This window comes from Comamonas terrigena NBRC 13299, assembly GCF_006740045.1.
Classification (GTDB): Bacteria; Pseudomonadota; Gammaproteobacteria; order Burkholderiales; family Burkholderiaceae_C; genus Comamonas; species Comamonas terrigena.
In genome coordinates this window covers 4,654,304-4,673,011 of the sequence record NZ_AP019749.1, presented here as the reverse complement: position 1 = coordinate 4,673,011, position 18,708 = coordinate 4,654,304, and the positions used below count along the sequence as shown (strand labels likewise).

The window sequence follows — 18,708 nt, the reverse complement described above, 5'->3', positions numbered from 1 at the left end:
TTCTTGCTGATTTTCTTGTGGATAGGAGGAACGGTTACGGGGTGGTGATTGTAGCTTTTCAAACGGTTATCCACAATGAAAGGTCCACCTGACCCTCTCTTCCTATAGGCGAGGTATTTTGACGGAAGTTTTGCAGGGGCATTGCAACAAGGGGACAACGCTGAGATAATTTCGGGTTTCCCTGAATGTGTTCAGGGTGATATGTCCCGCGCGGCGCACAATACTGGAAATTTTTCGGTAGTGGTGCACGCCTGCTTCCGGGGTGCGGCAGTGATTGCCGCGCAATGGAAGAGGGTGTGCGACAGCCGGGCGGTGCAGGCGGGCGCGGCTTATTCGAAGCAGCGCAGCCACTGCAAAACTGAACCTTCCAAGGAATCAACATGAAACGTACTTACCAACCTTCCAAGACCCGCCGCGCCCGTACCCATGGTTTCCTGGTGCGCATGAAGACCAAGGGTGGCCGTGCCGTGATCAACGCACGCCGCGCCAAGGGTCGCAAGCGCCTGGCCGTCTAAGGCCAGTCCGTTTGGCAGCCTGTCCCATCTCACGCCCTGCAGGTCGGGGCTGATGGATATGCAGCGGCTGAAGACGCGCGCGCAGTTCCAGGCGGCAATGTCCGGGGGCGTCATCGCCCGGTCGGCGCATTTCGCCTTGCACCGCCTGGTGCTCGAATCCGCCCAGGTTGCCGCCGACACCATTCCTTCGGGGCCCGGCTCCTTGCCTCCAGTGCAAGGGCCGCAGGCCCTGTTTGCCGTTCCCGGACAGCCTTATCCACAGGTGTGGATAGGCCCGCTGGTGCCCAAGCGTTGGGCCAAGCGTTCCGTGACCCGCCATGCCATCAAGCGCCAGGTCTATGCCGCGGCCGAGGCCTGCGCCCCGCAGTTGCAGTCCCTGCCTGCCCAGGCGGCGTATGTGGTGCGCCTGCGGGCGGGTTTTGATCGCAAGCACTTCATCAGTGCCTGCTCCGATACACTCAAGGCGGCCGTGCGGGCCGAGCTGCAGCAGCTGTTCGCCTCGGCCATACGCCGGGCCCAACAGCCCGCCAAGGCGCAACCCGCGTCTGCGCCGCCGGTTTCCGAAGGGGTGGTCTGACATGGTGCGGGCCTTGCTCATGGCATTGGTACGGGGCTATCGCCTCACGCTCAGTCCATGGCTGGGCTCGGCCTGCCGGTTCGAGCCCACCTGCTCGGCCTATTCCCTGCAAGCGCTGGAGCGGCATGGTGCCGCCGCCGGGTCCTACCTGACCCTGCGCCGTCTGGCCCGCTGCCACCCCTGGTGCGCTGGCGGCCATGACCCCGTGCCCGAGCGCGCGCCAGGGCTGTTTTCCGGTTTGACCTCCTCTTCCTCTGCAAAGAAGTCTTCATGAACGACATTCGCCGCACCATCCTGTGGGTGATATTTGCCTTTTCCCTGGTTCTGCTGTGGGACAAGTGGCAAATCCACAACGGCAAGCCAGCCATGCTCTTCCCCTCGGCTGCCACCGCGCCCGCACCGGCCGCGGCCAAGCCTTCGGACGTGCCTGCGGTTGCCGCTCCGACCGCCACGGCCAGCGATGTGCCCGGCGGTGCCGCTGCACCGGCGGCCGACGCCATTGCCCGCGAAAAGATCACCGTCAGCACCGATGTGCTGCGTCTGACGTTTGACGGCCAGGGCGGCGGCATCGAGCACGCCGAACTGCTCAAGTACATGGACTCCGTGGACAAGAGCAAGCCCTTTGTGCTGTTCGACGACAGCGCCAACCGCGTCTACCTGGCCCAGACTGGCCTGATCGGCGGCAACTTCCCCACGCACAAGACCACCATGCAGCTGATGCCCGGTGCGCGCGAGCTGGCCGATGGTGCCAACGAGCTGCAAGTGCGTTTCGAGTCGCCTGCCATGGACGGCGTGAAGCTGGTCAAGACCTACACCCTGAAGCGCGGCGCCTACGACATCGCCGTCAAGCACGAGGTGGTGAACACCGGTACGGCCGCCGTGAGCCCCCAGCTGTACCTGCAGCTGCTGCGTGACGGCAATGCGCCCGAAGGCGAAAAGTCGGCCATGTACTCGACCTTCACCGGTCCGGCCGTGTACTCGCACGAGAAGAAGTTCCAGAAGGTCGAGTTCAAGGACATCGAAAAGGGCAAGACCGAATTCGTGAAGTCCACGCCCGATGGCTATGTGGCCATGGTGCAGCATTACTTCGCCAGCGCCTGGCTGCTGGGTGATGGCCTGCAGCGCGACAACTTCGCCCGCAAGGTGGGCGATAACCTGTATGCCGCCGGCACCATCACCACCCTGGGCACGCTGCAACCCGGCGAAACCAAGGCCGTCGATGCGCGCCTGTTCGCCGGCCCGCAGCTGGAAAAGATGCTGGAATCCATCTACCCCGGCCTGGAGCTGGTGAAGGACTACGGCATGTTCACCATCCTGGCCAAGCCCATGTACTGGCTGCTGGACCAGATCCACAGCGTGCTGGGCAACTGGGGCTGGGCCATCATCGGTCTGGTGCTGATCCTGAAGATCATCTTCTACTGGTTCAACGCCAAGGCCTACTCCAGCATGGCCAAGATGAAGGCCATCAACCCCAAGATTCAGGAAATGCGCGAGCGCCTGAAGGACAAGCCCCAGCAGATGCAGCAAGAGATGATGCGCATCTACCGCGAGGAAAAGGTCAATCCCATGGGCGGCTGCCTGCCCATCATGATCCAGATCCCCGTGTTCATGACCCTGTACTGGGTGCTGCTGTCCTCGGTGGAAATGCGCCAGGCGCCCTGGATCGGCTGGATCACCGACCTGTCGGCCAAGGACCCCTGGTTCATCCTGCCGCTGCTGATGATGCTGTCGTCGCTGCTGCAGACCGCACTGAACCCCGTGCCACCCGATCCGATGCAGGCCAAGATGATGTGGTTCATGCCGCTGATCTTCAGCGTGATGTTCTTCATGTTCCCCGCCGGCCTGGTGCTGTACTGGCTGACCAACAACATCCTGTCCATTGCACAGCAGTGGGTCATCAACACCCGCATGGGTGTGCCGCCCCAGTTCAATCTGCCCAACTTCAAGTCGGCCCCTGTGGCTGATGCGGGCAAGAAGAAGTAAGCAGCGCCTGCGCTGATCCCCCAACGGCCGCCGCAAGCGGCCGTTGTCTTTGGTGCCGGGACTTCCGGCACGGCAAAGACGGCGGCCCTGGCTATGATCGGCCGCTGACCCGGTACCCCACCGATTTCCTCCTCGAAAGCCTTGCCCATGCTTGCCCGCCATACCGATCCCATTGCCGCCATCGCCACCGCACCCGGCCGGGGGGCGGTGGGCATCGTGCGCATCTCGGGCAAGCAGATCGCGCCACTGGTGCGTGTGCTGTGCGGCAAGAATCTCAAGCCCCGCGAGGCCAGCTACCTACCGTTCAAAGATGCCAAGGGGGCTCCCATAGACCACGGCCTGGCGCTGTACTTCCCCGGCCCGCACAGCTACACCGGGGAAGACGTGCTGGAGCTGCAGGCCCACGGCGGGCCGGTGGTGCTGCAGCTGCTGCTGGCGCGCTGCCTGGAGGCGGCGGCCAGCCTGGGCGAAGCAGGGGCGCCGGTGCTGCCAGGCCTGCGCCTGGCTCAGCCCGGCGAGTTCACCGAACGTGCGTTTCTGAACGACAAGATCGACCTAGCCCAGGCCGAGGCGATTGCCGATCTGATCGACGCCAGCACCGAAGCGGCGGCCCGCAGCGCCAGCCGGTCGCTGTCGGGTGACTTCTCGCGCGAAATCCGCGAGCTGCGCGATGCGCTGGTGCATCTGCGCATGCTGGTGGAAGCCACGCTGGACTTCCCTGAGGAAGAAATCGATTTCCTGCAGAAAGCCGACGCCTACGGCCAGCTCGACCGCCTGCAGGCGCAGCTGGGCCTGGTGCTGGCCCGCACCCAGCAGGGGGCGCTGCTGCGCGAAGGCATCAAGGTGGTGATTGCCGGCCAGCCCAATGCGGGCAAGAGCTCGCTGCTCAATGCGCTGGCGGGGGCCGAGCTGGCCATCGTCACCCCGATTGCCGGCACCACACGCGACAAGGTGCAGCAGACCATCCAGATCGATGGCGTGCCGCTGCACGTGATCGACACCGCCGGCCTGCGCGACAGCGACGACGAGGTGGAACGCATCGGCATTGCCCGTGCCTGGGACGAGATCGCCGCTGCCGATGCCGTGCTGTTCCTGCACGATCTCTCGCGCACCACGGAGGCGGACTACGCCGCCGCCGACCTGGAGATCGCCCAGACGCTGGCGGAACGCATCCTGCCCAGTGTGCCGGTGATCGATCTGTGGAACAAGATCGACCTGGCCGCGCCCGGCGCGCAGATGGAGCCGCTGGCGCCTCTGGCCGGCCGCGTGGGCAGTGAGCAGCGGCTGAGCCTGTCCGCCCGCACCGGCGCGGGGCTGGATGCCGTGCGCCAGCGCCTGTTGCAGGTGGCCGGCTGGCAGTCCGCCGCCGAAGGCCTGTACATCGCCCGTGCGCGGCATGTGGAGGCGCTGCAGGCCGTGGGAGCCCACCTGCAGGAGGCCCATGACCAGCTGAATGTGCCCGGGCCGGCGCTGGACATCCTGGCCGAGGAGCTGCGCCTGGCGCAGCAGGCGCTGAACAGCATCACCGGCGAATTCACCTCGGACGATCTGCTGGGCGTGATCTTCTCCAGCTTCTGCATCGGCAAATAAGCCTGCCGGCCCCTTGGTGCCGCCGTATGGCGGCATCCCGCTGAGCCCCGCCTGCCGGGGCTTTTTGCTGGGCGCTGCCCGGTGAATCCTGCTGCCTGCTGGTGCAGCCGCCGTGCACCAGTGTGGGGTGAGTGTGGCGTGGGAGTGGGGATTGCAGAGGGAATGCTGCAAGAAGCAGGGTGGATGCAGTGCGTTGGGCCCGTTGGCACTGTTCTTGCGCGGAAGTGGGGGTCTCCCTCCCTCGGATCCGCCGCCGTGTCGTGTGGCGGCCGGGTTTTCGTCCCCTGAAAGGCTCCCATGCATTCCCTCGGTTTCTTGGTTTCCCCTTCTGCGTCTGCTTCCTCCACTTCCACCACGCGCCGCGGCGCCTTGCGCAGCCTGCTGGCCCCGGCGGCGGCCGGTGCCTTGGCGGCTGCGGGCCTGCCGGCCTGGGCCAACGCCTACCCGGCCCGCCCGCTGAAGACGGTGATTTCCTTTCCGCCCGCGGGTGCCACCGACATCCTGGCGCGCCTGGTTGCGCACAAGGTGGGCGAGAAGATCGGGCAGTCCATCATGGTGGAGAACCGTCCCGGCGCTGGCGGGACGCTGGGGCTGGATGCCGTGGCGCGTGCGCCGGCCGATGGCTACAGCCTGTACCTGGCGGCCGTCACCAACCAGATGATTGCCGGTCACCTCTATCCCACCAAGGCGGATCTGCAGCGCGACTTCGTGCCCGTGGCGCTGATCGCCAATGCGCCCCACCTGCTGATCGTCAACAACGAGGTGCCGGCCAAGACCATGGCCGAATTCGTGACCTGGCTGCGCAGCAAGAGCGGCACGGTGAACTTTGCCTCCCAGGGCACGGGGACGCTGTCGCACCTGGAATCCGAGCTGCTGCTGCAGCGCACCGGCACCCAGGCCGTGCATGTGCCCTACAAGGGCAGCGCCATGGCGGTGACCGATATGCTGTCGGGCGCCGTGTCCTTCATGTTCGACAGTGTGGCGGCCTCGCTGCCGCTGATCCAGGCCGGCAAGGTGCGTGCGCTTGCCGTGGCATCGTCGACGGCGGTGCCTGCCGTGCCCAATCTGCCGACGGTGATGCAGGCCGGTGTGTCAGGCTATGACGTGGACAACTGGTTCGGCATCTACGCCCCCAAGGGCACGCCGCAGGCGGCGGTCGATCTGCTGGCCAAGGCCACGGCCGAGGTGCTGAAGGAGAAATCCACCATCGACGAGCTGATTGCCAAGGGCTATGTGGTGACGCCGGGCGACGGTGCCAAGCTGGCGGCGCTGACCCAGGCCGACCACCGGCGCTGGGGTGAGGTGATCAAGACGGCCAAGGTGTCGCTGTGACGGCTGGCCTGCATGGAAATGACGAATTGCGAGAACAAGTGCGTATGAATTGGAGCCTTCCCTTTCCCTCTGGCCGCCAGCCTGTGTTGGCGCGCAATGTGGTGTCCACCAGCCAGCCGCTGGCCGCCCAGGCAGGTCTGGCGGCGATGGCGCGCGGTGGCAATGCCATCGACGCGGCGCTGGCCGCCGCCATCACCTTGACGGTGGTGGAGCCCACGATGAACGGCATTGGCGGCGATGCCTTTGCCCTGGTGTGGGACGGCAGCCAGCTGCATGGCCTGAACGCCTGCGGCCGCGCGCCCCAGGCCTGGTCACCCGAGCGCTTTGCGGGCATGGAGCACATGCCCAAGGTGGGTTGGGACTCCGTCACCACCCCGGGCGGGGTGGCGGCCTGGAAAGCCCTGTCCGAACGCTTTGGCGCCCTGCCGTTCGAAGACCTGTTCACCGACGCCATCCGCCATGCGCGCGATGGCTTTCCGGTCAGCCCGGTGATTGCCCGCCAGTGGGCGCAGGCGGCCATCGATCTGGGCGCGCAGCCCGGCTTTACCGAGTTTCTGAAGCCCGATGGCAGCGCCCCGCAGACCGGCGAGATCTGGCGCTTCCCGGCCCAGGCCGACACGCTGCAGGAGATTGCCCGCACCCGGACCGAATCCTTCTACCGCGGCGCGCTGGCGCAGCGCATGGCCGCGTTTTCCCAGACCTGCGGTGCGGCGCTGACGGCCGATGACCTGGCCGCCCACCAGGTGGAGTGGGTGGAGCCCATTTCCACCCCGTTCGGCGACCGCACGGTGCACGAGATTCCCCCCAACGGCCAGGGCATTGCCGCGCTGATCGCGCTGGGCATCCTGGAGCAGCTGCCATACCGGGACACGGCACCGGGTTCGGCCGCGCGCATGCACCTGGAGATCGAGGCCATGCGCCTGGCCTTCGCCGACTTGTACGCCCACATCGCCGACCCGGCGCACATGGAGGTCACCGCTGCCCAGTTGCTGGCGCCGGCCTACCTCCAGCGCCGCGCGGCGCTGATCGACCCGCAGCGCGCCGGCAGCTACCCGCCGGGCCAGCCCAGCAGCGGCGGCACGGTCTACCTGTGCGCGGCCGATGCGCAGGGGCGCATGGTCTCGTTCATCCAGTCCAACTTCAAGGGCTTCGGTTCGGGCGTGGTGGTACCGGGCACCGGCATTGCGCTGCACAACCGCGGCATGGGCTTTGTCACCACGCCGGGCCATCCCAACCAGGTGGCGGGCGGCAAGCGGCCCATGCACAGCATCATCCCGGCCTTCATGCTGCGCAACGGCCAGCCCCATATGGCGTTTGGCGTGATGGGCGGCAATATGCAGGCCCAGGGCCATCTGCAGATGACTTTGCGCGAGGCGGTGGAGGGGCTCAACCCCCAGGCCTGCAGCGATGCGCCGCGCTGGCGCATCAACGATGTGGGAGCGCTGACCCTGGAACACACCGTGCCCGCCGCCGTGGTGGAAGGGCTGCGCGCCCTGGGCCATGCGCCCGAGATTGCGCCGCCTAACAGCCTGGACTTCGGTTCCGCCCAGCTGATCCGCAAGCTGGACACGGCGCCGGGCGAGCCCAGCGCCTATGTGGCTGGGTCCGACCACCGCCGCGACGGTCTGGCGGTCGGCTTCTGAACGGTGCTGCGGTGGTGGCGCTGCGCGGCATTACCGGGTGACAAGATGACAAAGTAGCAGGGAGGGCGGTGACGCCCTCCCTTTTGCATGGGCGGTCACCCGGACACCATGGTGGAATCGGTTCAGGGCCCCGTCAGCTGGCTGCGCAGAATGCGCCGGATTTCGACAATTGCCTGGGGCTGCTCCTGCACGCTGTGGCCCGATGGGATGACGCGCTCCGACTCCGCTCCGGCCAGGTGGGCGCTGGCATAGGGCACGATGCCGTCGCTGCTCTCTTCCAGCGGTAACTTGGGTGTATCGTTTCCGATGATGGAGTGATAACGCACGAAGCTGGAAATCGGCAGGTCGGCCGTGGCGCGGATGAACGGGTCCTGGTCGCTGAGGTTGTCGATGCTGTTGGGAATGCGGAACAGCCCCTGCTTGCCGGTGCGTGGTGCGGCGTTGGCAATGGCCAGGGTCACATCGGCAAACTGTTCGACCATGGAAAACGGCAGCGTGATCAGGTTGGCGGCCCAGCGTGCCAGCCGGTGGTTGGCAAAGCTGGTGCCGCGGTGCGGCGCGGCCACAAAAATGGCGTTGCGCACCTGGGGCAGGGGCTCGAATTCCAGGTATTCGGCCAGCTGGCCGCGCAGCTGGCGCTGGGTGCGGGCGGGCATCTCCAGCGCCATGGTCATGGCATCCAGGATATTGCCCTGGGTGCTGCTGACCATCAGCCGCGACAGCACGCCCCCCATGCTGTGGCCCACCAGGGTCAGGTTCTGCGAGGCCGGCGCCTGGCCGCTGGGGTCGAAGTGCTCCAGCGTTTCCTGCAGCGCGGCGCGGATGGCGTGGTGGTTCAGCGCCAGCGGGGCATTGGTGGGGTAGTAGACCTGCCAGATCTGGTAGTTGCTGCGCAGCAGCTCGTCGCCCAGCACCTCGTTGGCCACATTGATCCAGGCCTCGGGGCTGCTGGCCAGTCCGTGCAGCATGACCACCACGCGGCGGCTGGGGTCGTAGGGCTGCATCAGATAGATCTGCGGTCGCACGATGCCGTTGCCCACGCCCAGCAGGCTGCGCAGCGCCTGGGTGGAAAAGCCCGAGCGGGCCAGCCACAGGCCATAGCCCGAGGTGAAGTTGCCCGCCAGCGGCACGCGGCTGTCGGCCAGCTGCACCTCGCGCTGGCGGTAGGGGTCCAGCAGGCGCACGGTCAGGCTCTGGGTGGACAACACCTCGGGCAGCGTGCCGCCGTCAAACTGCAGCAAGGCGGTGATGGCGGGGAACAGCGCCTCCTGGTAGGGCGGGCCTTGCATGCTGCCCCAGCGCGGATCCGGGCCGACGGCCTCGGGCGGTGGCGGAAACACCGCCACCAGTTCGGCGCCAAAGCCGTCGCGCCGGTAGATGTTGCGCAGGCCGGAGAAGGTCAGCGAGGTGGCCGCCAGCAGCTCCTGCGGCATCACCCGGTGGGCGGGCTGGCGCAGGCCGGACAGGTCCATGGTCAGCAGCCATTGCTGCCACTGCGTGCGGTCGCCCTGCAGCGCGTCCAGGTCGGCGGGCAGGGGCTCGGACAGCGTGCTGCGGTAGCGGAACATGCCGGTGATGGCCTGCTGCACGGCGTAGTTGTAGTAGTCGCGCACCTGGGTCTGGCGGTCTTCGAAGGCCCGCGCCGTGGGGTCGCGTTCGGTGAAGAACAGGTAGGCCCAGGCGTAGCGGGCCGATTCCAGCCAGGCATCCACGGCCTGTCCGGGCTGCGTGGCCGGGGCGCGTTCCTGGTCCATGGCCTCCCGGGCCCAGAGCTCGGACAGAGCGGACAGGCGTTGCTCGTCCGTCAGGCCGGCGCTGCTGCGCAGCGCGGTGCGGCAGGCCGCGGCATCGGCCAGGCAGGGTTTGGCTTCACTGCCCATGACCCGCAGCGATTCGCGCGTGGCGGGACTGAGCTGGCCGCTGGTCAGCACATCGGCGCGGCGCTGGGCCAGGTAGTCCGAAGGCTGGATGGAGCTGACTTTGACGCCCGCGCAACCGGTGAGCAGGGCCAGGCAGGCGGGCAGCAGCCACAGCAGGGGGCGGCAGGGACGGCGGAAACGGATCACGGCAGACAGGGGTAAGCGGGATGGTGTGCCAGTGTAGGCAGGCCTGCGCGCCCCTGCATGACAGGGGGCTGAGGACCGGGCCCGGTGTGCTGCAATGGCGGTGAAGGGCGCTACCAGGCCAGGCGACGTCAGGGCTGTAGCGGCGGGATGCCGGCGCGGATGCCGCGGGAGAAGTCGATGCTGGCCGTGCGGTCGTCGCTTCCCGCAGGGGCCTGCCATTGCTGCGCACGCTGGGTGATGTCGCCGGCAGCGCGCAGCTGCTCCAACGGCAGGCCGGGCGTGAGACCGCCCACCGATGCCAGGTATTCGGGCAGATAGCCCGAGGCCAGCAGCCGCCAGTCCAACGGCAGGCCGCCCACCAGGCGCTGGGCCATGTCCCAGACGATGGTGGTGCAGTTGGCGGTCAGCGTGTGGTACCAGCGCGGCTGGTGGTGCAGCGCGGCGGCCTGTTCGGCATAGGAACGCAGCAGCGCGCGCATGGCCGGCTGGGGCATGTCCACGCGGTACAAGAACACCTGTTCTCCGCGCACATTGGTGCGAACCGCCAGGATGTCGCGCTCATCTGCCGCGATCAGTGCCAATTCATAGCGTTTGAAGAAACCGGCCAGGGCGCCAAAGGCTTCGCCTTTTTCCTTGCGAATCTCGAAAGAAAACACCAGTTGTTCGCCGTTCTCGAAGCCGAAGGACACCAGGGTGTGGGCGATGGCCGGGCCCATCCAGTAAGAAACGGCCATGTCCACGCTGCGCAGCTGGTTCAGGTCGTAGCGGCGGTCTTCCCAGCGGGCGGTGTAGTCGGTTTCGCTGCGCCAGGCAAAGTTGCGCACATCCTGCAGCGCGACGATGTCGGCGCCGGAGCCGGCCGCTTGCATGCGGGTGATGCGCGCCACGTCGTCGGCCCAGTCGCGGTCCGCACGCGGCGTGATGGTGGCCCACCAGGCCAGCAGCAGCGCCATCAGCAGGGCGCCGCCGCCCCACAGCAGCCCCAGGTGCTGGTGGTGCCAGGCCAGCAGGGCCAGCGCCAGCCAGGCCAGGCCCCACAGCACCAGCAACGGCCAGAGCAGGGCCGGGCGTGCTTCCCACTGGTACCAGAGCGCGCCGGCACCCCACAGCAGCGCCAGCAGGGCGCACAGGCCGCCGCCGGCCCAGGCCAGGGCGCGCAGAGCCTGCAGCCACGCGGGCATGGCGGCAGCCAGGGACGAGGCGGAATCAGAGGCCATGGTCGGTGAGGTGTGGGGGAAGTGCTGCAGCGGCTCGGCACATGCCGGGTTCCGGGGCGTGGTGTCGCTTCAGTGACCGGCGAAGTCCACCAGCGTGAACAGCGGCAACTGGCCTTCGCCACGCAGGCGGTCGGAGCCGCCCAGCTCGGGCAGATCGACAATCGCGGCGCCTTCCACCACGGTGGCGCCCAGCTTTTCCAGCAGCTTCTTGCCGGCCATCATGGTGCCGCCGGTGGCGATCAGGTCGTCGATCAGCAGCACCCGGTCACCGGCTTTCACGGCATCGGTGTGCAGCTCCACGGTGGCGCTGCCGTATTCCAGTTCGTAGGTTTCTTCCACGGTGGTAAAGGGCAGCTTGCCCTTTTTGCGGATGGGTACAAACCCCACGCCCAGTTCGTAGGCGATCACGGCGCCCAGGATGAAGCCGCGCGCGTCCAGGCCGGCCACCACATCGGGGCGCATGTCCTTGTCCATGTAGCGGTGCACAAAGGCGTCGATCAGCACGCGGAACACCTTTGGGTCCTGCAGCAGCGGGGTGATGTCGCGGAACTGCACGCCGGGGGCCGGCCAGTCGGGCACGGTGCGGATGTGGGCGCGAAGGTAGTCGGTGACGCTGAGGCTGGGCATGGTGTCAGGAAAAAAATAGCGCGAAGGCGCTCAAGATTCGGCAGAGTGTGCCGTAGGGGTGGGAGAGGGACAAGCGGTCCGGCGCAGCGCAGCCGCGCTGGGAAAACTGCAGTGCGCGAGTGTAGGCAGGTCGCTGGCGCCGCGCATAATGCCCTCGAATGTGCATACCGCGTGTCGGTATTGTGGCCTTTGATGCAGCCTGAGCCTCACAACTGTATGGAATTGACCGTTCTGCTGATCGATGGAGATGCTGCCCATGCGGACCAGGTGAGGCAGTTTTTGCAGCGCACCCGGCCCGGCTGGCAGGTATTGCAGGCCGCCGACCTGGCCCAGGGCCAGGCCCTGCATGCCCGGCATGCTCCCAGTGTGGCCGTGGTGGCGCTGGAGCAGGCCGATGGCGACGCCCTGCAGTCCCTGCGCTGGCTGGGGCGGACCATGGCCATGGTGGTGGTGTGCGCAGGCCAGGAGGCCATGGCGGCGCTGGCCATGCGCGCCGGCTTTGCCGATTTCGTGGTGCGCTCCGAGCTGCCGGGCAGCACCAGCCACCTGCACACCTTGCCGGAACAGATCGAAGGGCTGGCCCGGCAGCGGGCCACCCAGGATGCGCTGGAAGCCCAGAGCCGGGAGTTGTCGGCCACGCTGGCCAGCATCTCGCAGGGCATCATCAGCCTGGATGGCGAGGGCCGCATCCATGTCTTCAACGAGCGGGCCCAGGAGCTGGTGGGTCTGCCCCACAGCCTGATGCAGGGCGAGCCGTTCCTGAGCGACCTCGTCGAGTTCCAGCGTGCGCGGGGCGAATTCGGGGAGGATGGCAGCGTGTACTGGCCGACCGGCGCCAAGCTGGGCTCCTACGGCAACGGCACCTGCCCTGCGGTCTACATCCGCCGTACCCTGGAAGGGCGCTATCTGGAAGTGCGCACGCATCCGGAGCGCAACGGGCGCCGGGTGCGCACCTATACGGATGTGACGGACTATGTGCACATCCAGGAACAGCTGCGCCACAGCGAACAGCGCTGGCGCAGCATGACGGCGCTGTCGTCCGATTGGTTCTGGGAGCTGGATGCGCAACTGCGCTTTGTGCTGCTGGATGGCTGCCCCGAGGGCCTGAAGGCGGTGCTGCAAGGGCAGCCGGTGGATGCGCCGGCGCTGTGGTGCCACCAGCCGAACATGGCCGTGGCCCTGTCTGGCAGCCGCGTGGTGCTGGAGGCGCGCCAGCCTTTCCAGGACTGGGAGATGTGCCACCGTGCCGAAGACGGCAGCACCGTCTGGCTGTCCCTCAGCGGCACGCCCAGGATCGACGCCCAGGGCCAGTTCCGGGGCTATTGCGGGGTGGCGCGTGACATCACGGAACGCAAGCAGAACGAGGTCCAGATCCGCCGTCTGGCCTATACCGACGACTTGACCGAGCTGCCCAACCGGGCCGCCATGCTGCAGCAGCTCACGGCGGCGCTGCACCGCAGCCAGCACCAAGGTGCCGGCGCCCTGCTGATGCTGGACGTGGACCGTTTCAAGGACATCAACGACGCCATGGGCCACAGCTGGGGCGATGTGCTGCTCAAGGAAGTGGCGCGCCGCCTGGAGCTGTGGTGCCGGCCCGGCGATGTGGTGGGGCGCGTGGGGGGCGATGAGTTCCTGATCATGATCGAAAGCCTGGCGCCGGACCTGGAACAGGCCCACGCGCGTGCTGGCGCCATGGCCCTGAGCCTGATCGGTATCCTGGGGCAGGCTTTCGAGCTGCAGGGGCGGGCAGTCCAGCCCTCGTTCTGCATCGGGGTGGCGGGTTTCCAGGGGCTGGAGCGCTCGGTGGACGAAATGCGCCAGTGCGTGGAACTGGCACTGGGCGAAGCCAAGACCCGGGGACGCAATGCCTGGAGCGTGTTCGACCCGCAGCTGCAGCGCACCGTGCGCGAACGTGCGGCATTGGAGGTGGATATCCGCATGGCCCTGGAACAGGGCCATTTCTTATTGCATTACCAGCCGGTGGTGGATGCCGAGGGCCGGGTGCAGGGGGCGGAAGCCCTGGTGCGCTGGAAGCACCCGGAGCGCGGACTGATTCCGCCCGGGGCCTTCATTCCCGCCGCCGAGCAGATGGGGCTGATTTTCGCGCTGGACCGCTGGGTGCTGCGCCTGGCCTGCCAGCAGCTGGCGCTGTGGGCCCAGGATGCGGCCACCGCCGACTGGACCCTGGCGGTGAACCTGAGCGCCCAGGAGTTCCGCCATGCCGACTTTGTGTCCCGCATGCAGGACATTCTGCGCGACACCGGGGCGCGTGCCGACCGGCTGAAGCTGGAGCTGACCGAAAGCCTGATGCTGGACGAGGTGGAGGACAGCATCGCCAAGATGCAGACCTTGCGCGGCTGGGGCATCCAGTTCTCGCTGGACGACTTCGGCACCGGCTACTCCTCGCTGGGCTATCTGAAGCGCCTGCCGCTGTCGCAGCTGAAGATCGATCAGAGCTTTGTGCGCGATGTGCTGCTGGACGCGAACGATGCCGCCATCGTGCGCACCGTGATCGCACTGGGCCAGAGCCTGGGGCTGGAGGTGGTGGCCGAAGGGGTGGAGACCCGCGGTCAGCTGGATTTCCTGGTGGCCCATGGCTGCCGGCGGTTCCAGGGCTATCTGTTCGGGCGGCCGGCCGAGGCGCAGATGCTGCTGGCGCATGCCGGGCTGGTGGTGCCGGCGGGATAACCATGGGCGGTGCTCGCTGCTGCCCTGCAGGGGATGGGGCGGGCCGATAGAATTTCGCCATGAATGCTTCGCAAGTTGCTGTGCGCCCTGTTGCGCCAGAAGATCAGCGCGCCCTGGACCTGGCGCGCAGCACATTGGCCATTGAAGTGCAGGCCCTGCAGTCCATGGCGGACCGCCTGAACCAGGTGTTTGCCCAGGTGGTGCAGCAGATCCTGCGCCTGCCCGGCCGCGTGGTGGTGATGGGCATGGGCAAGAGCGGCCATGTGGGCCGCAAGCTGGCCGCCACGCTGGCGTCCACCGGCACCCCGGCGTTCTTTGTGCACCCGGCCGAAGCCAGCCACGGCGACCTGGGCATGGTCACCGACAAGGATCTGGTGCTGGCCCTGTCCAACAGTGGTGAATCTGACGAGATCACCTCGCTGCTGAGCGCCCTCAAGCGTCAGGGCGTGGGCATTGTGGCCATGACCGGCGGGCTGCAGTCCACGCTGGCACGCCATGCCGACTGGGTGCTGGACACCAGTGTCGAGCGCGAAGCCTGTCCGCTGAACCTGGCCCCCACCGCCAGCACCACGGCCCAGCTGGCTCTGGGAGATGCGCTGGCCATGGCGCTGCTGGATGCGCGCGGTTTCCGGGCCGAGGACTTTGCCCGTTCGCACCCCGGCGGATCGCTGGGCCGCAAGCTGCTGACCCATGTGGCGGATGTGATGCGTTCCGGCAGCGATGTGCCTGCGGTGCAGCCGGATGCCGACTTCAGCACGCTGATGCGCGAAATGGGTGCCAAGGGCCTGGGGTGTGCGGTGGTGGTCGATGCACAGCAGCAGGTGCAGGGCATCTTCACCGACGGCGATCTGCGCCGCTGCATCGAAGCGGGCACCGAGCTGCGCACGGCCACGGCCGGCCAGCTGATGCATGCCCGCCCCAAGACCGTCAGCACGGAAGCGCTGGCGGTGGACGCGGCCCAGTTGATGGAGCAGCATGGCATCACCTCGGTGATGGCGGTGGATGCCGCAGGCCGGCTGGCCGGGATCGTGCACATCCGTGATCTGATGCGTGCCAAGGTGATCTGATGGCCCACGCTGCTTTGCAATTTCCCCCCGACCTGCTGCTGAAGGCGCAGAACGTGCGCGTGCTCTTCCTGGATGTGGACGGGGTGCTGACCGACGGCGGCCTGCTGTTTTCGGAGCAGGGTGAAACGCTCAAGCGCTTTAATACCCTGGATGGCCACGGCATCAAGCTGCTGCAAAAGGCCGGCATCACGCCGGCGGTGGTGACCGGGCGGGATTCGGCGCCGCTGCGTCTGCGCCTGCAGCAACTGGGGGTCACCCATGTGCGCTACGGCACGGAAGACAAGCTGCCCGCCGCCCAGGCCATCCTCGATGCGCTGGGGCTGGACTGGCACCAGGCCGCGGCCATGGGCGACGACTGGCCTGATCTGCCCATGCTCAGCCGCAGTGCGCTGGCCTGCGCGCCGGCCAATGCGCATGCCGAATGCCTGGCGCTTGCGGATTTTGTGACGCCTTTGGCCGGTGGACACGGGGCCGTGCGCGCGGTCTGTGACCTGCTGTTGACCGCCACGGGGGCCTACCGCCGGTTGCTGGAAGCCTATCTGCCATGATCCAAGCTGTCCGCCGCTCCTGGGAAAGCCTGTCCCTGTACCTGCCGGTGCTGCTGATGGCCTTGCTGGCGCTGGGTTCGTGGTGGCTGGTGCGCAATGCGCCGTCTGCGCCCAAAGCGGCGCAGGAGCGGTCCGTGGGCCACGACCCGGACTACACCATGGTCCACTTCATGGTGAAGGATTTCGATGTGCAGGGGCGTATGCAAAGCGAAATCCGGGGGGACCAGGCAGACCATTACCCCGATACCGATACCCTGGAAATCCAGAATGTGGATATGCGCGGCTATGCCCCGGACGGTGCCAAGACCACGGCCACGGCCAAGAAAGGCATCAGCAATTCGGATGCCTCGGAAGTCCAGCTGTGGGGCAATGCGGTGGTGGTTCGGCAGCCTCTGCCGCCCAAGTCCGCCATGCAGTTTGAAGGCGAGTTTCTGCATGCCTGGACCCAGGAAGAACGGGTGAAATCGCATTTGCCGGTGGTGCTGACCCAGGGCAAGGACCGGTTTACGGCCGACCAGCTGGATTACGACAATGTGTCGCGGGTGGTGCAAATGCAGGGGCGCGTGCGGGGGGTGCTAGAGCCCGGGCGTTAATACCGCGGACCGAATATGTGGCCGGCATGGCTGCGCAAAGATCCACGGGAAAGTTTCCATAAAAAAGGCCTCTGTCAGAGGCCTTTTTTTTGCAGCAGAGGTAATGCGGCGGGCTTATTCGCCGTTGTAGCCGCCACCACCGCCGCCGCCATAGCCGCCCCGGCCACGTGGGCCCGAGCCATAGGGGCTGCGGAAGCCGCCGTCCTGGCGGCCACCACCGTAGCCACCACCGCCTTCGCGGTCGCGGTTGTAGCCGCCACCACCGCCGCCACCACCGTAGCTGTCGCGGCGGCCACCGCCGTCGCCATAGCCGCCACCCCCCCCACCACCGAAGCTGCGGGGCGGACGGGGTTCCATGGGGCGGGCCTCATTGACCACCAGGCTGCGCCCGCCCAGTGGTTGGCCATTCATGCCCTGGACGGCGGCACTGGCTTCGGCATCGCTGCCCATTTCCACAAATCCAAAACCTTTGGAGCGACCCGTGTCACGCTCCATCATGACCTTGGCGCTTGTCACGGTGCCAAACTGGGAGAAGGCCTGTTCCAGATCATTGTCACGCACGCCGTAGGGCAGGTTTCCTACGTACAACTTATTTCCCATCAATCGCTCCTCAATATCCTTCTTTGTTCGACCTATACAAGCCTGCATCGCACTGTGCGCTGGAAACCGGACCTGCAGATCACCGCGGGAGTATTCCCGTAAAACATTATTAATGGGGGCGCAAAAGAAGCATTACCGTTGGGCGGGCAAATTTGTGACATTTCTAAACAAAAAAGGAACCCGAAGGTTCCTTTTTTTTCGCTTTGACGTTCAAGCGTAAAAGCGCGGGCTATTTAGTAGCTGTTGCGACGGCCACCGCCGAAATCGCCACCACCACCGTAGTTGCCGCCGCCGAAGCCGCCGCTGCGGGGAGGGCGGGGAGCCATCGGACGGGCTTCGTTGACCACCAGGTCACGGCCGCCGTGGTTTTGACCGTGCAGGCCTTGGATGGCGGCTTGGGCTTCAGCATCGCTGCCCATTTCCACAAAGCCGAAGCCCTTGGAACGGCCGGTGTCACGCTCCATCATGACCTTGGCGCTGCTGACATTGCCAAATTCGCTGAAAGCTTGTTGCAGATCGTTGTCGCGGAAAGAGTACGGCAGGTTGCCGACGTAAAGTTTGTTACCCATGGGAGACTCCAGGAAAAAAGTGAAAACGCGATGGAGCCCTAGGTGTCCGCAAACGTGACGACGGTAGAGACGCTAACGCACTGGCCTCTGCGATAAGCACAAAAGCTCAAGGCATTATCAATCATAAGAATGCGAGTTTCACAGGGTATAGACAACTTTGTGCTGCTTACAACATGTCATCCGAGAAAACCCGGAAACCCCATTTAAACGCAGTGCACCACGGCGGGGCGGTAGAATGCCGTTTGTCTTTGGGGAGTAGCCCGTTTGGTACGCAAGGTGCCAAAAGCGTGCGTCAACAGACTTGGGGCTTTGCCCTATGGCGTACGCGGTTCTCTTGTTGGAGCTGGGCGAGACCATTGACTACACACCGATCCACGTGCCGGAGTCGGGGTGTGGTCAATGCGCGCTCGCAATCATCCGGCCGTGATTTACACAAGATAACCCCACCATGGACGCTTTCCTTGTTTCTACCGCCATCGTCGCCCTGGCCGAGATGGGCGACAAAACCCAACTGCTCTCCCTCGTACTGGCGGCGCGCTTTCGCAAGCCCTGGCCCATCGTGCTGGGCATTCTGGTGGCCACGCTGGTCAACCATGCCCTGGCCGGCGCCGTGGGCGCCTGGGTGACCCAGATGGTCGGCCCGGACGCCATGCGCTGGATCCTGGGCCTGTCCTTCATCGCCATGGCGGTGTGGATGCTGATTCCCGACAAGCTGGACGATGACGGCACGTCCCAGCATTCCCGCTGGGGCGTGTTCGGCACCACGCTGATTGCCTTCTTCCTGGCCGAGATGGGCGACAAGACCCAGATCGCCACGGTAATGCTGGCGGCCCAGTACAGCGGAGCCTATGTCTGGGTGGTGGCGGGCACCACTTTCGGCATGATGCTGGCCAATGCCCCGGTGGTGTGGCTGGGCGACAAGCTGGTCAAGAAGGTGCCCATCCGCATGGTGCACCTGGTGTCGGCGGTCATTTTCCTGGTGCTGGGCTTGCTGGCGCTGTTTGCGCCCATGCTCAAGGATTTGGCATAATTGCCGCTCACGCGCCGATTTGCTACAGCTTGCGGGCGCTTTATAAATCCTGCTAAAGACCCG

17 protein-coding genes and 1 riboswitch are annotated in these 18,708 nt (G+C 66.2%); of the genes, 12 read left to right on the top strand and 5 right to left on the bottom strand.

Annotated features, from left to right (window positions below):
• The first annotated feature begins 380 nt into the window (after nucleotides 1-380).
• From rpmH to CT3_RS21055, 7 genes are all read left to right on the top strand, one after another.
• A complete protein-coding gene (gene rpmH, locus CT3_RS21085; RefSeq protein WP_012207856.1) occupies nucleotides 381-515 on the top strand; it encodes a 50S ribosomal protein L34 in 135 nt (44 codons plus the stop codon).
• 58 nt (nucleotides 516-573) lie between these two features.
• Nucleotides 574-1,092, top strand: a complete 519-nt coding sequence (locus tag CT3_RS21080) for a ribonuclease P protein component (RefSeq protein WP_066538446.1) — start codon at nucleotides 574-576, stop codon at nucleotides 1,090-1,092.
• A 1-nt stretch (nucleotide 1,093) separates the two neighbouring features.
• A complete protein-coding gene (gene yidD, locus CT3_RS21075) occupies nucleotides 1,094-1,366 on the top strand; it encodes a membrane protein insertion efficiency factor YidD (protein ID WP_083520472.1) in 273 nt (90 codons plus the stop codon).
• Nucleotides 1,363-3,075, top strand: coding sequence for a membrane protein insertase YidC (gene yidC, locus CT3_RS21070; RefSeq protein WP_066538362.1), 1,713 nt, complete (start codon nucleotides 1,363-1,365; stop codon nucleotides 3,073-3,075). The genes yidD and yidC overlap by 4 nt, the downstream gene beginning before the upstream one ends.
• Before the next feature lie 147 nt (nucleotides 3,076-3,222).
• A complete protein-coding gene (gene mnmE / locus CT3_RS21065) occupies nucleotides 3,223-4,665 on the top strand; it encodes a tRNA uridine-5-carboxymethylaminomethyl(34) synthesis GTPase MnmE (protein WP_066538355.1) in 1,443 nt (480 codons plus the stop codon).
• A gap of 315 nt (nucleotides 4,666-4,980) precedes the next feature.
• Nucleotides 4,981-5,997 (top strand): Bug family tripartite tricarboxylate transporter substrate binding protein, encoded by a 1,017-nt coding sequence (locus tag CT3_RS21060; RefSeq protein WP_192334572.1) that lies wholly within the window; start codon nucleotides 4,981-4,983, stop codon nucleotides 5,995-5,997.
• Between the two features lie 44 nt (nucleotides 5,998-6,041).
• Nucleotides 6,042-7,640: a gamma-glutamyltransferase family protein gene (locus tag CT3_RS21055; RefSeq protein WP_066538350.1), complete on the top strand. Its 1,599-nt coding sequence runs from the start codon at nucleotides 6,042-6,044 to the stop codon at nucleotides 7,638-7,640.
• Between the two features lie 122 nt (nucleotides 7,641-7,762).
• Here the strand turns inward: CT3_RS21055 and CT3_RS21050 are convergent, their stop codons facing one another.
• From CT3_RS21050 to CT3_RS21040, 3 genes are all read right to left on the bottom strand, one after another.
• A complete protein-coding gene (locus CT3_RS21050; protein WP_227657843.1) occupies nucleotides 7,763-9,706 on the bottom strand; it encodes an esterase/lipase family protein in 1,944 nt (647 codons plus the stop codon).
• Between the two features lie 128 nt (nucleotides 9,707-9,834).
• Entirely contained in the window at nucleotides 9,835-10,923 is a 1,089-nt protein-coding gene (locus CT3_RS21045) for an Lnb N-terminal periplasmic domain-containing protein (protein WP_225608804.1), read from the bottom strand.
• A 69-nt stretch (nucleotides 10,924-10,992) separates the two neighbouring features.
• On the bottom strand, nucleotides 10,993-11,550 hold the full coding sequence (locus CT3_RS21040; RefSeq protein ID WP_066538348.1) for an adenine phosphoribosyltransferase: 558 nt from the start codon (nucleotides 11,548-11,550) through the stop codon (nucleotides 10,993-10,995).
• Between the two features lie 216 nt (nucleotides 11,551-11,766).
• On the opposite strand from CT3_RS21040, the gene CT3_RS21035 reads away from it, so the two are divergent.
• From CT3_RS21035 to lptC, 4 genes are read left to right on the top strand one after another with little or no spacing between them, the layout of a single operon-like run.
• Nucleotides 11,767-14,238 carry an EAL domain-containing protein gene (locus CT3_RS21035; protein ID WP_083520471.1) on the top strand — a complete coding sequence of 824 codons (2,472 nt, stop codon included), beginning with the start codon at nucleotides 11,767-11,769 and terminating at the stop codon, nucleotides 14,236-14,238.
• A 59-nt stretch (nucleotides 14,239-14,297) separates the two neighbouring features.
• Entirely contained in the window at nucleotides 14,298-15,305 is a 1,008-nt protein-coding gene (locus tag CT3_RS21030) for a KpsF/GutQ family sugar-phosphate isomerase (RefSeq protein WP_066538347.1), read from the top strand.
• On the top strand, nucleotides 15,305-15,853 hold the full coding sequence (locus CT3_RS21025) for a KdsC family phosphatase (RefSeq protein ID WP_066538345.1): 549 nt from the start codon (nucleotides 15,305-15,307) through the stop codon (nucleotides 15,851-15,853). The genes CT3_RS21030 and CT3_RS21025 overlap by 1 nt, the downstream gene beginning before the upstream one ends.
• The gene (gene lptC / locus CT3_RS21020) at nucleotides 15,850-16,446 is read left to right on the top strand and encodes an LPS export ABC transporter periplasmic protein LptC (protein WP_066538337.1); all 597 of its coding nucleotides are present in this window, start codon (nucleotides 15,850-15,852) and stop codon (nucleotides 16,444-16,446) included. The genes CT3_RS21025 and lptC overlap by 4 nt, the downstream gene beginning before the upstream one ends.
• A gap of 114 nt (nucleotides 16,447-16,560) precedes the next feature.
• On the opposite strand, the gene CT3_RS21015 is transcribed toward lptC, so the two are convergent.
• Nucleotides 16,561-17,046, bottom strand: coding sequence for an RNA-binding regulator (locus tag CT3_RS21015; protein WP_066538336.1), 486 nt, complete (start codon nucleotides 17,044-17,046; stop codon nucleotides 16,561-16,563).
• Nucleotides 17,047-17,279: 233 nt separating this feature from the next.
• Entirely contained in the window at nucleotides 17,280-17,615 is a 336-nt protein-coding gene (locus CT3_RS21010) for an RNA-binding regulator (RefSeq protein WP_066538329.1), read from the bottom strand.
• A 238-nt stretch (nucleotides 17,616-17,853) separates the two neighbouring features.
• A riboswitch (yybP-ykoY riboswitch) is annotated at nucleotides 17,854-17,960 on the top strand.
• 103 nt (nucleotides 17,961-18,063) lie between these two features.
• On the opposite strand from CT3_RS21010, the gene CT3_RS21005 reads away from it, so the two are divergent.
• Entirely contained in the window at nucleotides 18,064-18,645 is a 582-nt protein-coding gene (locus tag CT3_RS21005) for a TMEM165/GDT1 family protein (protein ID WP_066538324.1), read from the top strand.
• Nucleotides 18,646-18,708: the final 63 nt, after the last annotated feature.

Bases quoted from the DNA above. Each gene is read 5' to 3' on its own strand.
- CT3_RS21040 (WP_066538348.1), bottom strand. From the start codon at position 11,550: ATGCCCAGCCTCAGCGTCACCGACTACCTTCGCGCCCACATCCGCACC.
- CT3_RS21035 (WP_083520471.1), top strand. From the start codon at position 11,767: ATGGAATTGACCGTTCTGCTGATCGATGGAGATGCTGCCCATGCGGAC.
- lptC (WP_066538337.1), top strand. From the start codon at position 15,850: ATGATCCAAGCTGTCCGCCGCTCCTGGGAAAGCCTGTCCCTGTACCTG.
- CT3_RS21015 (WP_066538336.1), bottom strand. From the start codon at position 17,046: ATGGGAAATAAGTTGTACGTAGGAAACCTGCCCTACGGCGTGCGTGAC.
- CT3_RS21080 (WP_066538446.1), top strand. From the start codon at position 574: ATGCAGCGGCTGAAGACGCGCGCGCAGTTCCAGGCGGCAATGTCCGGG.
- mnmE (WP_066538355.1), top strand. From the start codon at position 3,223: ATGCTTGCCCGCCATACCGATCCCATTGCCGCCATCGCCACCGCACCC.
- yidD (WP_083520472.1), top strand. From the start codon at position 1,094: ATGGTGCGGGCCTTGCTCATGGCATTGGTACGGGGCTATCGCCTCACG.
- CT3_RS21025 (WP_066538345.1), top strand. From the start codon at position 15,305: ATGGCCCACGCTGCTTTGCAATTTCCCCCCGACCTGCTGCTGAAGGCG.
- rpmH (WP_012207856.1), top strand. From the start codon at position 381: ATGAAACGTACTTACCAACCTTCCAAGACCCGCCGCGCCCGTACCCAT.
- CT3_RS21055 (WP_066538350.1), top strand. From the start codon at position 6,042: ATGAATTGGAGCCTTCCCTTTCCCTCTGGCCGCCAGCCTGTGTTGGCG.
- yidC (WP_066538362.1), top strand. From the start codon at position 1,363: ATGAACGACATTCGCCGCACCATCCTGTGGGTGATATTTGCCTTTTCC.
- CT3_RS21005 (WP_066538324.1), top strand. From the start codon at position 18,064: ATGGACGCTTTCCTTGTTTCTACCGCCATCGTCGCCCTGGCCGAGATG.
- CT3_RS21030 (WP_066538347.1), top strand. From the start codon at position 14,298: ATGAATGCTTCGCAAGTTGCTGTGCGCCCTGTTGCGCCAGAAGATCAG.
- CT3_RS21045 (WP_225608804.1), bottom strand. From the start codon at position 10,923: ATGGCCTCTGATTCCGCCTCGTCCCTGGCTGCCGCCATGCCCGCGTGG.
- CT3_RS21010 (WP_066538329.1), bottom strand. From the start codon at position 17,615: ATGGGTAACAAACTTTACGTCGGCAACCTGCCGTACTCTTTCCGCGAC.